Below are 15,410 nucleotides of genomic sequence, written 5' to 3'. Positions count from 1 at the left end.
AGCTCGGAGCGCGGGATGATTTCGTCGAGCGACTCCCATTCGTCGAGGTCGCGACCGCCGTTTTTGTTGAGGCCGCTCTCGCGGGTGAGAACGCGGGTGATCTGGCGGGCGCGGTCGGCGCGATAGTTGAAGTTGATGCAGACATCTTCATCGCGGATCTGCGCTACGGGCTTGGCGGTGGGATCGGTGACGACGAAGGGGATGAGGAACTCGTCTGTGACGCCGTTGTTGTAGCTCTGTTTGATTTTGGATATGGGATCACTTGTTGCGCCACCTTCAGCCTTGCCGGTGACCATGGCTTCAAAGGCCAAACGCTCGCGCTCCCAGCGCTTGTCGCGGTCCATGGCGTAGTAGCGGCCGCTCACCGAGGCCAGTTTGCCGATGCCGTATTCGCGCATCTTTTGCTCAAGTGCTGCGATGTAACCCGCGCCGGAGGTGGGCAGTGTATCGCGACCATCCATGAATGCGTGAACATAGACGCGGTCGAGTTTGTATTCGCGGGCGGCGCGAAGAAGAGCATACAGATGATTCTGGTGCGAGTGGACGCCGCCATCGGAGACCAGGCCGAAGAGGTGAAGCTGGCGATTATTTTCGCTGGCGCGCTGCATGGCCTGCGCGATGGCGGGATCTTTGGAGAATTCATTGGCCGCGATCAGCGCGTCAATGCGCGTGATGTCCATCCGCACGACGCGCCCTGCGCCGATGTTCAAGTGGCCGACTTCGCTGTTGCCCATCTGGCCATCCGGCAGGCCGACGAAGTGCTCGGAGGCGCGGATAAGGGTGTTGGGGAACTCGCGCAGGAGCTTATCGTAAGCGGGCTTGCGGGCCAGAGCGATGGCGTTGTTTGTGGTTTCGGCGCGGTAGCCCCATCCGTCAAGGATGGTGAGAACGAGAGGACGCTTGGACACGGTTTGATTGCTCCTGAATCGGCGGATGTTGAAGGTTCAGGATAAATGGTGGGTGTGAGCGGGAGGTGTGTTGAAGGGAACAGGCAAAGGATGTTATGCCACGGCAAGTTTGCGACGGCCCATCGGCTTTTTGGTTGGTTTCAGTTTGATTTCAATGTCGTAGCCGAGGCGGTTGAGGCATTCCATGAGCTTGGTTTCAGAGAGATTGGTGAAGTCGGCGCGCATGAGGCCTGAGACTTTGGCCTGCGAAATGCCCATCTGCTTTGCTGCCTGTTGCTGCGTGAGGCCGAGTCGGCGCATGGCGAGAGTGATTTCAATGGCCAGACCGGACTTAATCAGAAGCTCTTCGGCGTCAGGAAGACCAAGATCGGCGAAGACATTCCCGGAGCTTTGCTCCACTTCAATCCCTTGTATGATGCGACGCGTCATTAGCTAACTCCTTTGCAAACTCTTCCGCAACCTTAAGGCGGCGTTGGATTATGTCAATATCTCGCTTTGGCGTAGCGATTCCGCTCTTACTTTTCTTTTGGAAACAATGAAGCACGAACACAGCCTGCTCAAATCTGACTGTGTAAACGGCACGATAAGTGCCGCCTGCATCATCTTCCACGACTTCTAACACGCCTGCGCCACTAAATCCCTTGAGTGCCTTGGCCGCATCGTGCCGTTTGCCAACCTGCGCGAAATACAAGGCGTGGCCAAAGAACATACGCACAGAGGCCGGAAGCCCCAACAGGTCTTTTTTGCTACTGCCAATCCATTCAAGTGGCTTCTTTGCCGCTTCCGTGAGGAGTATACCTGAAAAGGAATAATGGGTTCATTATATAAAAGTAAAAGCCCCTCCCGGTTGGCGGGAGGGGCTTTTGTAGGGCGGTGCGCTCAAGCTACGTGCCGTGCCTAGTCCTGGTAGTTGAGGCTTTCGATGCCGAGGAACTGCGCGCCGGAGCCTAGCTCTTCTTCAATGCGGAGAAGCTGGTTGTACTTGGCGATGCGGTCGGTGCGGCTGACGGAGCCGGTCTTGATCTGGCCTACGCCTGTAGCTACGGCGAGGTCGGCGATGAAGGTGTCTTCCGATTCGCCCGAACGATGGCTCATGACGGCGGTGTAGCCGTAGCGGCGGCCCAGCTCGATGGCTTCAAGCGTTTCTGTCAGCGTGCCGATCTGGTTGACCTTGATGAGGATGGAGTTGGCTACGCCTTCTTCAATGCCGCGCTGCAGGCGATTGACATTGGTGACGAAGAGGTCATCGCCGACGAGCTGGATGTGGCCGCCGAGTCTTTCTGTCAGCAGGCGCCAGCCAGCCCAGTCGTCTTCAGCCAGACCGTCTTCGAGGGAGACGATGGGGTACTGCTTTGCCCAGTTTTCCCAGAAGGCGACCATTTCTTCGCTGGAGAGCTCGCGCTTATCGGATTTCTTGAAGACGTACTTCTGCTTGTCCTTGTCGTAGAACTCAGAGGATGCGGGGTCGAGTGCGATGGCGATCTGTTCGCCGGGCTTGTAGCCGGCGGCTTCGATGGCTTCGAGGATGAGCTCGATGGCTTCGTCGTTGGACTTGAGCGAGGGAGCGAAACCGCCTTCGTCGCCGACTGCGGTGTTGTAGCCCTTCTTCTTGAGCACGCCCTTGAGGGTGTGGAAGGTTTCCGCGGACCAGCGCAGCGCCTCAGAGAATTGCTCGGCGCCGACGGGCATGATCATGAATTCCTGGAAGTCAACGTTTGAGTCAGCGTGCGCGCCGCCGTTGAGGACATTGAGCATGGGAGTGGGCAGTAAGGAAGCGTTGACGCCGCCGAGGTAGCGGTAGAGGGGAATTTCAAGGGTTTGCGCTACGGCGCGGGCGGAGGCGAGCGAGACGGCGAGGATGGCGTTGGCTCCGAGCTTGCTCTTGTTCGGTGTGCCGTCGAGCGCGATCATGGTGTGATCGATGAGGCGCTGGTTGGCGGCGTCAATGCCTTCAAGTTCGGGGGCGATGATGGTTTCAACATTGGCGACGGCCTGGAGGACGCCTTTGCCGAGGTAGACGCTCTTGTCGCCGTCGCGGAGCTCGACGGCCTCGTGTTCTCCGGTGGATGCGCCGGAGGGCACGATGGCGCGGCCGAGCGCGCCGGATTCCAGAATTACGTCAGCTTCCACGGTGGGGTTTCCACGCGAATCGAGCACTTCCCGGGCGCGGATAGCAACAATCTCAGTCATATCAGTCCTCGCAATGCGGTGCAACAGCCGGTCATTCAGTTTGGGACGGCGATCGACAGCGACGGACTTACCGGAGATGCTCTGAATCGAGGTCAGGAGCTCAGGTCCGCGGGTCATATTGTCACCATCCCTGCATCAATTCAGGTAAATGTTTCCAACGAAAGTTTAGCAAACGGGGCTTGGCGCGCCGGTGTGCGTGGCTTACAGACTCTGAGCTTATGGAGAGAATGTTGCCGCTTGATGTACGCGCGGCGGGATAGGGCGCGACAGTGGGGCGTGGGCAGGGTTCCAATATAAAAGGAGCGGTGTGCCGCCTGAAGGAGTTTGACGTGATGAAGAGCCGTATGAATGCTGTGAATGCGATTGGCGGATTGGTATTGCTCGGGTTAGCGGGCGGCCTGGCTGCGGCGCAGCAGCCGGCTCCTCCAGCGCAGACTGACCCGCAGCAACAGAATGCTTATCAGGGGCAGTCAACTCCGCCTGCGGACGATACGATTCAGACGGCGCCTGCGCAAGAGCAGAGTCAGCCGCCGCAGAAGCCTTCGCCGAGTGTGCCGATGCAGCAGCCCGCGCCCGCGCCGATGCCGGATTCGAGCCAGGCGGCGCAGCCGATGCCGCCGGCGAATGTGCCGCAGCAGGATGGCGATAACGGAATTGTGCAGGTGGCTCCGCCGCAGGCAGATGCGCAGCAGCCGGGATTGACGCCGCGGCCCAGGGCTTACGATCCCGATGGCGATATTGTGCATCCTGAACCGCTGCCGCCGGGGACGCTGGAAGAGGGAACACGGATCCGCGTGCGATTGCAGACGGAGCTTTCTTCTGTGCGGAGCGAAAAGGGCGATACGTTCCGCGGGCGCGTGGATACGGACGTGATGCAGGATGGCCAGGTGCTGATTCCCGCAGGGGCGGAGATTGAAGGCAAGGTTGTGGAGGCTTCAGGCGGTCGCTTTGGCGGCCGGGGTTCGCTGCGGTTGCGCCCGGAGATGGTGATTCTGCCGAATGGGTCGCAGTACATGCTGGTGGCGCGGGTGACGGATACGCGGGAATCGCATACGCGCGTGAACAATGAAGGAACGATTGAGGCAGGGACGCGGTATAAACGCGATGGCATTGAGTATGCCGGCGGCGTGGGTACGGGCGTAGTGGCCGGAGCTGTGCTTGGCGGGCCTGCGGGCGCGCTGGCGGGTGGGTTGATTGGCGCGGGCGTCATTACTGTGCATCTGCTGATGGATCATCCGCAGGCGAATCTGCAGCCGGGTTCCGTGCTGCTGTTTACGCTTGATAACCGGCTGACGCTGGTGGCTTCTAGCGCAACAGGGAACTGAGCTATATACGAGAGAGCTGGGGCCGGCCCATTCATCGGGCTGTGACGCGGGTGGGTATCTGCGCTGTTAATCTTGCAGAGGCAGCCTTTGCTTGCGGGAGACTCCTTGAAAAAGAAGCAACTGATACTGAGCGGAATTGTGGCGATTGTGCTGATTGCGCTCATTTTCTGGGTGCGTCAGAAGATCTCATTCGATTTTGGTGTGTTCCGTACGCAGCTTTTGCAGGCGGATTGGAGCAGAATTGGCTGGGCTCTGGCGTGTATCTACGCCGGATACGTTCTCCGGTCTGTGCGCTGGGCTCTGCTGATGCGGCATAACCGCAAGGTGGGCTTGTTATCGCTGCTGGGAACGCAGGTGATTGGGTTTACTTCGGTTGCCCTGATTGGGCGTGTGGCAGACCTGGTGCGGCCTTATCTTGTGGCCAAGAAAACACAGACGGCCATTAGCGCGCAGATTGCGGTTTATGTTGTGGAGCGACTATCCGATGCCGGAGCCATGGCTTTGATTTTTTCCGCGATTATCCTGCTTTCGCCGCCGGCAGCGCTGGTGCATCCGGAGATTGTGCGCAAGGCAGGCTATTGGGGCCTGGCGGCAACGATGGCGGGCGCATTGTTTCTGGTGGCCATCCGGTTTGCCGGAGGAGTTTTGGCGTCGATTTTCGAGCGCGGTCTTGGTGTTGTCTCGCAGAAGCTGGCGCAGGGAATCGGCGATAAGATTCGGACCTTTCAGACGGGACTGGATACGATTCGCTCGTTTGCGGATTTTGCGATGCTGACATCGCTGTCGATTGTGATGTGGCTGCTGATTGCCGGCGCTTATCTGCTAACGACGCTTGCGTTTGTGAACAGCCCCCAACTGGCGGCGATGACGCCGGGCAAGAGCGTGCTGCTGATGGCGGTGAGCGGCGGCGCGAGCACTATGCAACTGCCGATTATTGGATGGTTCACGCAGATCGGCATTGTTGCTGCAACGATGCACACGGCGATTGGGGCGTCGGCGGAGGCTTCCACGGCCTGCGCGGCTACGCTGCTGCTGGTTACGTTTCTGGGCATTGTGCCGGTGGGGCTGATCTGGGCGCAATTGGAGAAGGTGAATCTGCGCAGCGTGACTGAGGAGAGCGAGCATGCCGGTGAGGAGCTTAAAGTGCAGGAAGCGCCGGATGCGACGCAGTAAGATCGAAGAGTCTCCTGATCCGACCAGTTGCGGTGAAGTGCCCAGGATGCAGCCTTTTCTTCGTTTTCTATCGCACCTTTCCATATCTGAAAGACTGGATCTGGAAGACTGGATCTGACAGACTGCCCCATGTGTATTGGAATGAGGGATAATTTCATACCGGGAGGGTCGGCATGGTGGTGCAGTCGGCGTGCGGTGCATTTCTGGCCGATCTATATCCATGCGGCTGAGTGTCATCCGGTGCCGGCATAAGCGAACGGCCGGGAGTCTGCGTCTATCCCCGTACGGAGTATATGCGCGAATCGATGGCCTGGACACTGGCTGCGATTGAGCTGCGAAGAAAAAGTACACACAATGAGATCGAAGATATTTTGCGGCAGAATACGGAGCATGTTTCTCATGGCGGCGCTGACGATGCCAATGCTGGCAGTTTCCGGCTGCGCCGGCTTCTGGGACCCACTTGCCGGCACCACCACCAACACGGTCACGCTTACCACATCGGCCAGTTCGGTGACGACAGGCACCAGCGTGACGCTGACGGCAACAATTTCCAGCACCACGGCCACGGGAACAGTGGAGTTTCTGAATGGAACCACATCCCTGGGCACTGGCACGGTCAACAACGGAGTAGCTACCCTCACCACCACGTTCAGCACGGCCGGCACCTATTCGCTCACTGCCGACTATGGGGGAGACACCAACTACGCCACAAGCACGTCGAGCGCCGTCTCGCTTACCGTCGCCGCAAGCCTTTCTGCCACTACTACCACGCTCACCACGTCAAACGCCGCGCCCACCAGTACGACCAGCGTAACGCTCACAGCCACCGTTTCATTCACCGCGGCAACCGGGACAGTCACGTTTTATGACGGCACCACCTCGCTGGGAACCGGAACGCTGGCTTCGGGCACAGCCACGCTCTCCCAGATGTTCGCCGCGGGGACGCACTCGGTGACAGCCAGCTACGGCGGCAACAGCTCCTACGCCTCAAGCACTTCGAGCGCGATCACCATTACTTCTACCGCAGCTTCATCGAGTGTGGAGAACACGACCATTACCGTCAGCGCCTCCAGCACTACGCTCGCTGCCGGCGAAAGCGTGAATCTCACGGCCACGCTTTACGACGCGGACGCTACAGGAAAGGTCCAGTTTTACGATGCCTCGACTTCCCCTGTCAGCCTGCTTGGAACGGCGACGATCGACTCCGGTACGGCAACCCTTCCGGTTACGTTCACAACCTCGGGTACGCATCAGATCATGGCTAACTACAGCGGCTCCGGCAAATACGCTGTCAGCACAACAGTGGAGGCGTTGCCAATCATCATCGACAAGTGAGAATACGGATAATCGGAACTCACTCGAACGGCGGAACAGCGCCCTTCAGGAAGATCCAACAGATTGTTGAATACAAGGGCATCGGTCTCGCGAGGTTCCATATTCTTCTTTGGCAAATATCCCCCTGCGGCAAGTATGAGGGTTCGCATGCTATGTAAAAGCCCGGGGCTAAAGCCCTCCTGAATACATTGGCCTTATTCGCGAGGCTGAAGCCTCACGCTCCCTCCGAAAAAGCGTTTTCATCAGGCTACGGGGCTGAAGCCCCTTAATTTCTCTTCCCGACTATTTTCAGTGACCTGAAGGCCACTGCTCCCTCCGGCTCGATGCTTACCTGCTTAGACTTACTTTCCGCGTAAATTTTCCAGGGCAGAGCGTGAAGCGCTTGCGAGATGCAGAATGTCTGTTCCTACTGCAACCAGCCGCGCGCCTGCCTCAATTTCTTTCTTTGCTAATTCCGTGGTACTGCAATAAATACCGTATGCCAAATTGCTCCGCGCACACGCGGATCGCGCTACACTGATGGCTCCAGACACTTCCTCATGCGTAACCTGCCCCAAGAGCCCGAGGCTTCCAGAGAGATCGTATGGACCGATAAATACGGCATCCAGCCCGGTCACGCCCAATATCGTGTCGATATTTGAAACTGCGTCGCGATGTTCGATCTGAACAATGATTGTGGTCTGCTCATTTGCCGATTTGATGTACTCGGCAAAGTTCAATCCATATCCTTGCGCTCTTCCCAGCCCTATGCTTCGTTCTCCGAGAGGCGGATATTTTGAGAGGGCTACAACGCGCTGAGCATACGCCTCAGTATTGACAAGCGGAACAATAATGCCGGTACATCCAGTGTCCAGCACCCGCTTAATGTTCTCCGGCGTACCGTCCGGGACTCGAACGAGGGTAAAGCTGCGGTTTCCAATGGCCTGAATAGCCCTTTGGGCATCCTGGATTGACAGGCTCCCGTGCTCCAAGTCGATAAATACCCAGTCAAATCCAATCAGCGATATTGCTTCGGCAACCTCGGGGCAAGCCACTGTCAAAAGCGTCCCAATAAGCGGTTGACTCCCCTTCAGCAAATCATTGAATACAGTTTTCATTGAATCCTCCAATTCCGCAGCCTTCAGAAGACTTTGGTAATCCCGATTATTGCTAATGGCGGGAACAATTGTGATTAGAAAGAGAAGACCCTCTTTCGAAGCAACCTTACCCTTGCAAATTTGCGGCGAATCAGGGCAAAGAAGATCGAAGTAGTGAAGCATCGCTTCAGTGGCGCCAGTATTCTTAATCAGGAAAGATTGCATCTGGCCCGTTAAATCCACCGGCGGATAAAAGAAGACGTATCCGCCGGTCCTCTCATGATGACCTGAAAGCCCAGGTGCATTGGACAGTAAGGCAAATTCGCCAATTTTCGAAAATTTCAGCGTGGGGATATTGGATTCCACCGTTACTGTCCATACTGTCCACGGCGACATGCACAACTGCTCGGAATCGAGATTCCACCACGAACATTTTGGGGATTGGAAGGGCTGGAGCGGGAGACCGGGATCGAACCGGCGACATTCAGCTTGGGAAGCTGACGTTCCCTAAAGTCGTTCGAAGCAAAGCCTTCAAAATCTTGTGTTTGCGCCTAAGTGGCCTATTTTTCAGTCGGATGCGGCGGGCGCACAAGACGCATATTTTGCCCGTTTTGCATATACTGTCCCCCATTTCCACCGATTGTGGACAGTATGGACAGTAACGTAATTGAGAGTCTGTCGAGTGGTTTTCAGTAGTGGAAGAGTGGGCGTCCGGACTAAATTCTGGAGCGGGAGACGGGGATCGAACCCGCAACCAACGGCTTGGGAAGCCGCTACTCTACCATTGAGCTACTCCCGCTTCGACTCCCATTATATTGCGAGGCAGCGCGATCCGACCAATGGATCTATATGGGCACGTTCTAATTTCTTATGTCGAACGCGCCACACTGGCGCTCGCGCATTTAGAGAGCGCATGAAACACGCCGGCCTTTCCGAGCCTGTTCCTTTGGAATCTTCAAAACGAAGCCCATTTATTCTGCTCGATGTCTGCGAATAACCACCTTCAATACTCTCCGAGCGTCCTAGCTGGCACTTGCAATTCCTTCCACGCAGTTGCGGAATCGGGTTTCGATTTCTGCCGCGGAGTTCGTCGGATAGCCAAGTTCCTTCGCGAGCGCTTCGAGCTCCGGGTTCCACTCTGCCGGAAGCTTGGTCTCCGGTGGAAAGCTATGGGTCGCCCGTTGCGTAAATACATGCTCGGCGGCAGCCCGAACGGCCTTTGCGTCCATCTTCCCCAGAAGATCGATTAGCAGGATGTCCAAAACATCACGAGCCCGCCCATTTGAATATGGTCCCGTGCAAGCATGTAGCTTTTGAGCAACCTGCTCGTTTAAGTTGAGGCAGCGAACCGGCGATGGAATTCTCAGGCCCATTGCGCTGAGACCTGGAATAGTCGGTTCCACGAAATCTACTACGCCTGATCCTGCTGGACCAAGATCAACGTCAATTGTTTGCCAGGCGCGGGTGCGGTACAGAACACCAAGTTCCAGGCGAACTGCGTCCGCGTTGTCCATAGTCAGCGGCTTGCCTTTCAGTTGGAAGCTGAAATCATCAAAGCCCAGCGCCAGGGCGTTGCGGAAGTTTTGAAGACGCTCTGCTCGCTCACCTGCTAGACCGATGTCAACATCCTTTGTTGCCCGGGCTCCCTCCGCAAAGCGGAGTTCCATTGCAACGCCACCCTTCAGGTAGTAATTGTTCAGGACTCCCTCATGCACTGCCCTTTCCAGCACGCCGCATAGGGCCAGAAATGAGACCCATCTGCGAAGACGTTCTTGCGCCAATCCCTGCTCGCGTGCGACGCGCGCCAACGTTTTTTCAAGTCGCTCAGGTGGTCGAGGGCTCATTCACTTTTACCTTACTTGCGTTTGTCGAAAGGGACGTAGACTGTGACGATGGATTAATCCGCTTGCGAAGGCCGCTCGCCTGGGCCGGAGTAATCAGCCCTTTTCGCGCAGCATCCGCGATGGCCTGGCGTGCAAATTCCGTCCGATGAGTGCTTGCCAGAACATCCAGGATCGAACGTTCTACGGTAGTGACCGGCATCCCTTCATGCAGTAGGATGTCCTCCGTTGCGAGGTTGGCCCGATGAATCGCAATCCATTTCGGGTGCACCCGTCGCATACGAGCCGACTCGGGAACAGTGAGGTGCACGCGTGATGGATTCACGTCCGAGATTCCGTACAGCATCAATGCCGTTTCATGAGACAAAGCGATGTCTTCAGGTCCACTGCTTGCTTTCGCCCATAGGATCGCCTCACGATACTGGGCAAGCCGCTCCGCCGGATAGTGTGCGATCCGGTAGACACCCCGGCTCATTCGCTCTAACCGGCCGCGCTGTCTCAATCGAACCAGGACGGAATCCTGAATTCCAAGCGAGCGAGCCTCCTTGGACGTAAAGAGGCCATCCTGCTCTTCGGCAAGCGCAAACAGCTCGTCCATTCGGGTACTCGGCATTAATCGAGTATGAAGGGCTAGGTTCACAATGTCAATATAGTTCCATTATGGAATGATATTGACAATAGATATACGTCCCGGCCCGGCCACTGTTTATTCCCGTGCTGCAAGCCATCAATACAAAATTGCCGGCGGAACAAACCCCGGCAACGCAGCCAGCTCGGGGTACATTTCAACCAAATTGGATGCCACCTTTACTCTCCAATCCTTCTTGCTTCGCTCAATCCAAACATCCATTGCTTCCTTGAGAATGGCCAAGGCATGCTCTATATCCCAACGATTCATTGCGCAGAGATGTGAAATGACAATCTCCCCGTAACCAAGTTTGAAGGCGCGACCGGCATGAGCGACAAGATCGCAATTCGAGCAATGAATCTCAAAACTGACGAGTGTTGCGATGGACCGCTTATCGTCATAACCCCATCGTTCATGGCATGTCATGCGCCCCCCGCTCGATTTACAAACCGAGCAGCAGTTGTTTGAATTTGCCAGGGTGTCACCTCGAATGTGCTTCTTCCAAACAGCCTTGCTGCCCAGCATCTTGTGAGCGCTTCTTCCCCAGAGCGGTCCGGGCACTAATTCCGGAATGAGGAGCGCGGAATTGTTTCGTCTCATAGCAATACATCTCCAGAAATCAGAATTGTCTGGGGACAAATGTAAAACGACCGCTCAATCAGGCCATTACGAAAGAATGTCACTTGTAAAATCGAGACGGAATGCTATCGCAGACACAATTGGTCGCTGAACTCCAAAGTCGTGGCTACCACGTCACTGAGCGTCAGTTGAGGGACTGGCGGGCCAAAGGGCTGTTGCCGGCGCTCAATCTTCGTAGTCGAGGGCGGGGCAGGGGCGTAGTGCGCCACTGGGGCGACAAGGAACGAATCCTCTCCCAAGCAATGACGGTTTGTGACTTTCTTGACAGAAATGGACGTGCAAAGTGGGCGCTTTTGGGGCTGTGGTTTGCTGGCTATGAAGTAAAGCTCGAAACCGTCCGAGGGCTGTGGCTCGAATCGCTCGCGCGCACCAAAAAGGAATGGCTTGGAAGCGCCCTTTCAAACGAGGAATGTGAAGACGCTCTCGGCGACTTATCCAACCGTCTCGCTAAAGGCATGGGCTCCGCGCCTTGGGCCCGTGAACTGGATTTGGATTGGGAAAAGCTGGAGCCGTTTCTCAACGAGACATTGAATGTATGTTTCAACCCAGCCCCGGAAATCGCTGTTGACGACGAAGTAGTCGATGCGGCCCGGACGCTGATTTTACGCGGGACGAAGCCGGCAGCCAGACCGGGGACAATGGGCCGGGAGGATTTAGAAAAGTGGTTCGTATTTATCCAGGCGAACCTTTCTATCGGCGCAATGCGAAATCTAATTTCGGCGGTGACAAATGATGAATTGAGAACTGCGCACAATCGATGGTCCTCGGTGCTCATGATTATTCGTTTGCTCAGTTCTATCCACGGCGGCGCGATTTCGGAAAGCTTGATTCAAATCGGAAGACAGGCAGCGATGCAATTTGGTGGTCTGTGTATATTTGGTCTGCTCTTAGTAGATAGAGAGGGCAAGGGTCAATGGCTGGATATCCATCTCGAAGAAGCACGGAAGCGAATACCTGCCACCATTGCTCCCAATTCGCAGCTCGAAACACCCTTGGATAAGGTGGTGTAGTCTAGCCGGTCGGTGAACGGAAGAGTTCTCCGCGTGGTCTTTACTAAACGAGTACAGAATTTCCTACCACCAGGCAGACTACAATACGCTTACCTGAAAAATGAATGGGAAATGCCTTGCCACTGAACGCCGGTAACTTCATCACTCGTTGGCAGCAATCGTCGGCCGCGGAGCGCGCCAATTACGCGCTGTTTCTCTCCGAACTCTGCGACTATCTGGACCTCCCTCGCCCGGACCCCAGCCAGGCGGACGAAGATGCCAACTCGTATGTGATCGACAAGGCTGTTTACTTTCAGAACCTGGATGGTTCCTCGACAACGAACTATATCGACCTGTACAAGCGCAATTGCTTCGTCCTCGAAGCCAAGCAGGGCAGCAATCCGCTTTCAAATTCTGCCACGCCCTTGGCTTCTGCCAAGGAACCGCGCCGAATGAAGCGCGGCACTGCCGTGCGCGGAACCCACGGTTGGGATGAAGCCATGCTGGCAGCCCGCGGCCAGGCCGAAAGGTACGCAAAGGCTCTGCCGGTTTCGGAAGGCTGGCCGCCTTTTCTCGTCGTGGTCGATGTCGGCCATTCCATCGAACTCTACGCCGACTTCTCCCTAACGGGCAAAGCGTATCTACCCTTCCCCGATCCCCGCACCTTCCGCATTCTCCATGAACAATTGGAGCAGGCAGAGATAAAGGAGCGCCTTCGCGCCGTTTGGCTCGATCCACTCGCCCTGGACCCGTCGCGCGAAACGGCCAAAGTCACTCGTGAGGTCGCCGGCAAGCTGGCCGTCCTCGCACGTAACCTCGAACTTCACCATCCACCGAAGCAGGTTGCAGAATTCCTCACCCGCTGCATCTTCACATCATTTGCCGAAGATGTGAATCTGCTCCCGGAGCGTAGCTGGCTCAATCTGCTTGAAAGCCTGCGTGACGATGTTGGGACCTTTCCTCCCATGGCTGAGGCTCTCTGGCAGACCATGAACGAGGGCGGGTTCTCTCCGATTCTGCGGGCACACATCCTCAAGTTTAATGGCGGACTATTCGAATCCACCAAAGCCTTGCCGCTCACCCGCGATCAACTCGGGCTGCTCATTGAAGCCGCTGACTCGCGCTGGCGAGATGTCGAACCGGCCATCTTCGGTACGTTGCTTGAACGCGCGCTAGATGTCGATGAACGCCATGCGCTCGGAGCCCACTACACGCCACGCGCCTATGTAGAGCGGCTTGTAATCCCCACGCTCGTAGAGCCGCTCCGAGACGACTGGCGCAGCAGCCAAGCGGTTATCACCGAACAGGTCAACGCCGGTGACAGAGATGCGGCCATTGAAACCGCGCGCGCATTTCACCGCCAACTCTGCTCCACCCGCGTCCTCGATCCCGCGTGCGGCTCCGGTAACTTCCTCTATGTCTCGCTTGAACACATGAAGCGTCTGGAAGGCGAGATTCTTGAAACTCTCCACGCGCTTGGCGACACGCAGCAGTCGCTCGAACACACCGGGCTTACGGTGGACCCGCACCAGCTCCTCGGTCTCGAACTCAATCCCCGCGCAGCCGTAGTTGCCGATCTCGTTCTCTGGATCGGCTATCTGCAATGGCACTTCCGCACGCGCGGCGATGCACAGCCACCTATCCCCGTCATCAGCAACTTTCACAACATCGTGGAAGCTGACGCCCTTCTCACCTGGAAGAAAAAGTTGCCGTTGCTTGATAAGCAGGGCAACGCGGTAACCCAGTGGGACGGTGTCACGACAAAGAAACATCCCACAACCGGGCAAGACATTCCCGATGAGGATGCACGCATCGCGGTCTATGAATATACCGATGTGAAGCAGGCCAAGTGGCCGGAAGCGGATTTCATCGTCGGAAATCCGCCCTTTATTGGCGGCAAGGATATTCGCGCCGAACTCGGCGACGGCTACGTCAAGGCGCTGCGCAAAGCCTACGACCTGGTTCCTGACAGTGCAGACTTTGTCATGTATTGGTGGCAACGTGCCGCCGAGCTTGCCCGTGCCGGAAAGATTCGCCGCTTTGGGTTCATCACCACCAATAGTCTTCCCCAAGTATTCAATCGCAAAGTGGTCGCACAGAATCTCAGCGCAGCTTCTGATGCAAAGCTCGCGCCGCTCTCATTGATCTTCGCGATTCCCGATCACCCCTGGCTCAAATCCGCTCTCAGCGATGGACAGGCGGCAACCGATCATGCCGCCGTGCGCATTGCCATGACCGTGGGCGAAAGAGGCGAACATCTGGGCCATCTTTACCGCGTCAAGAGCGAAGGGGACACAAGCGCAGAGGGTACTGACGTGGAACTGACGGAGGAAACCGGACGTATCTTCGCGGACCTAACAATCGGTGTTAACGTATCGAGTGCAATGCCGCTCGATGCTAACGCTGATCTTAGTTCCAGGGGAGTGTCATTGCACGGGAGCGGATTCATAGTCACTACTGAAGAGGCGCAAGCGATCGGACTTGGCCGTATTTCCGGTCTTGAAAAATACATTCGCCCATACCTAAATGGGCGTGATCTTACTGGCGTTTCGCGAAATGTAATGGTGATCGATCTTTTCGGTCTCAGCAGCGAGCAGGTTCGAAGGTATTTTCCGGAGGTGTATCAACGTGTCTATGACTTGGTAAAGCCGGAGAGGGATCAGAATCGACGGGCTAGTTACAAAGAGAAATGGTGGATTTTCGGGGAGCCTCGATCAGCGTTTCGCCCCGCACTCAAGGGACTGCCTCGCTATATCTCCACAGTCGAGACTTCAAAACACCGTATCTTCGTATTCCTTGATGCGAGTGTTCTTCCAGACAACAAGCTCGTCAATATCGCTCTTTCAGCCGCCCATTCGCTTGGTGTATTGTCCAGTCGAATTCATCTTTCATGGGCTCTTGCCGCTGGAAGTACACTCGAAGACCGACCGGTATATGTGAAGACAACTTGTTTCGACCCATTCCCATTTCCCGCCGCGAGCGAAACTCAGCAACAAAGCATCGGCGAAATAGCCGAGCGCCTTGACGCGCACCGCAAGCGCCAGCAGCAACTTCACCCCACACTCACGCTCACAGAGATGTACAACGTCCTCGAAAAGCTCCGGGGCAACGAGGAATTGACCGTCGAAGATCACGCTACCTACGAGATGGGCCTGATTGGAATTCTCCGCCAGATTCATGACGAGTTGGATGAGGCCGTCTTTGCTGCTTACGGTTGGTCGCCCAACCTGAGCACCGAACAGATACTCGCAAACGTCGTGGCCCTCAATGCCCAGCGCCGGACCGAAGAGTTATCCGGTATTGTTC

General features: G+C 56.3%; 13 protein-coding genes and 1 tRNA gene. 5 read left to right on the top strand and 9 right to left on the bottom strand.

The window, feature by feature from the left end; genetic code table 11:
* From gpmI to eno, 4 genes are all read right to left on the bottom strand, one after another.
* Positions 1-908, bottom strand: a 908-nt coding sequence (gene gpmI, locus ABSG47_RS16435; RefSeq protein ID WP_424170782.1) for a 2,3-bisphosphoglycerate-independent phosphoglycerate mutase, incomplete at its 3' end; no start/stop codon positions are given.
* Positions 909-1,001: 93 nt separating this feature from the next.
* Positions 1,002-1,337: a helix-turn-helix domain-containing protein gene (locus ABSG47_RS16430; protein ID WP_424170781.1), complete on the bottom strand. Its 336-nt coding sequence runs from the start codon at positions 1,335-1,337 to the stop codon at positions 1,002-1,004.
* Entirely contained in the window at positions 1,309-1,641 is a 333-nt protein-coding gene (locus ABSG47_RS16425; RefSeq protein WP_424170780.1) for a type II toxin-antitoxin system RelE/ParE family toxin, read from the bottom strand. Before ABSG47_RS16425 ends, ABSG47_RS16430 begins: the two co-directional genes overlap by 29 nt.
* 164 nt (positions 1,642-1,805) lie before the next feature.
* The gene (eno, locus tag ABSG47_RS16420; protein ID WP_481133038.1) at positions 1,806-3,215 is read right to left on the bottom strand and encodes a phosphopyruvate hydratase; all 1,410 of its coding nucleotides are present in this window, start codon (positions 3,213-3,215) and stop codon (positions 1,806-1,808) included.
* A 212-nt stretch (positions 3,216-3,427) separates the two neighbouring features.
* Here eno and ABSG47_RS16415 point away from each other — a divergent pair, with 212 nt between their 5' ends.
* The 3 genes from ABSG47_RS16415 (at position 3,428) to ABSG47_RS16405 (ending at position 6,931) form a co-directional block, all read left to right on the top strand.
* Positions 3,428-4,423, top strand: a complete 996-nt coding sequence (locus ABSG47_RS16415; protein WP_424170779.1) for a hypothetical protein — start codon at positions 3,428-3,430, stop codon at positions 4,421-4,423.
* A gap of 105 nt (positions 4,424-4,528) precedes the next feature.
* On the top strand, positions 4,529-5,596 hold the full coding sequence (locus ABSG47_RS16410) for a lysylphosphatidylglycerol synthase transmembrane domain-containing protein (RefSeq protein ID WP_424170778.1): 1,068 nt from the start codon (positions 4,529-4,531) through the stop codon (positions 5,594-5,596).
* A 399-nt stretch (positions 5,597-5,995) separates the two neighbouring features.
* A complete protein-coding gene (locus ABSG47_RS16405) occupies positions 5,996-6,931 on the top strand; it encodes an Ig-like domain-containing protein (protein ID WP_424170777.1) in 936 nt (311 codons plus the stop codon).
* 341 nt (positions 6,932-7,272) lie between these two features.
* On the opposite strand, the gene ABSG47_RS16400 is transcribed toward ABSG47_RS16405, so the two are convergent.
* The 5 genes from ABSG47_RS16400 to ABSG47_RS16380 all read right to left on the bottom strand — a co-directional run bounded on the left by ABSG47_RS16400 (position 7,273) and on the right by ABSG47_RS16380 (position 11,001).
* Complete coding sequence (locus ABSG47_RS16400) at positions 7,273-8,403, bottom strand: HpcH/HpaI aldolase family protein (protein ID WP_424170776.1); 1,131 nt, start codon at positions 8,401-8,403, stop codon at positions 7,273-7,275.
* Positions 8,404-8,731: 328 nt separating this feature from the next.
* Positions 8,732-8,806, bottom strand: a tRNA-Gly gene (locus tag ABSG47_RS16395).
* Between the two features lie 223 nt (positions 8,807-9,029).
* Positions 9,030-9,815: a nucleotidyl transferase AbiEii/AbiGii toxin family protein gene (locus ABSG47_RS16390; RefSeq protein WP_424170775.1), complete on the bottom strand. Its 786-nt coding sequence runs from the start codon at positions 9,813-9,815 to the stop codon at positions 9,030-9,032.
* A gap of 16 nt (positions 9,816-9,831) precedes the next feature.
* Complete coding sequence (locus ABSG47_RS16385) at positions 9,832-10,446, bottom strand: type IV toxin-antitoxin system AbiEi family antitoxin domain-containing protein (RefSeq protein ID WP_424170774.1); 615 nt, start codon at positions 10,444-10,446, stop codon at positions 9,832-9,834.
* Positions 10,447-10,575: 129 nt separating this feature from the next.
* Positions 10,576-11,001, bottom strand: coding sequence for a hypothetical protein (locus tag ABSG47_RS16380; RefSeq protein WP_424170773.1), 426 nt, complete (start codon positions 10,999-11,001; stop codon positions 10,576-10,578).
* Positions 11,002-11,195: 194 nt separating this feature from the next.
* Here ABSG47_RS16380 and ABSG47_RS16375 point away from each other — a divergent pair, with 194 nt between their 5' ends.
* Positions 11,196-12,125 (top strand): hypothetical protein, encoded by a 930-nt coding sequence (locus tag ABSG47_RS16375; RefSeq protein WP_424170772.1) that lies wholly within the window; start codon positions 11,196-11,198, stop codon positions 12,123-12,125.
* Positions 12,126-12,229: 104 nt separating this feature from the next.
* Positions 12,230-15,410: class I SAM-dependent DNA methyltransferase (locus tag ABSG47_RS16370; protein ID WP_424170771.1), on the top strand; the 3,181-nt coding region annotated here is incomplete at its 3' end.

Source organism: Occallatibacter sp. (assembly GCF_049510455.1).
GTDB lineage: Bacteria > Acidobacteriota > Terriglobia > Terriglobales > Acidobacteriaceae > Telmatobacter.
Note: the sequence above shows the minus strand (reverse complement) of the source record. Positions and strands in the feature narration are given on the sequence as shown.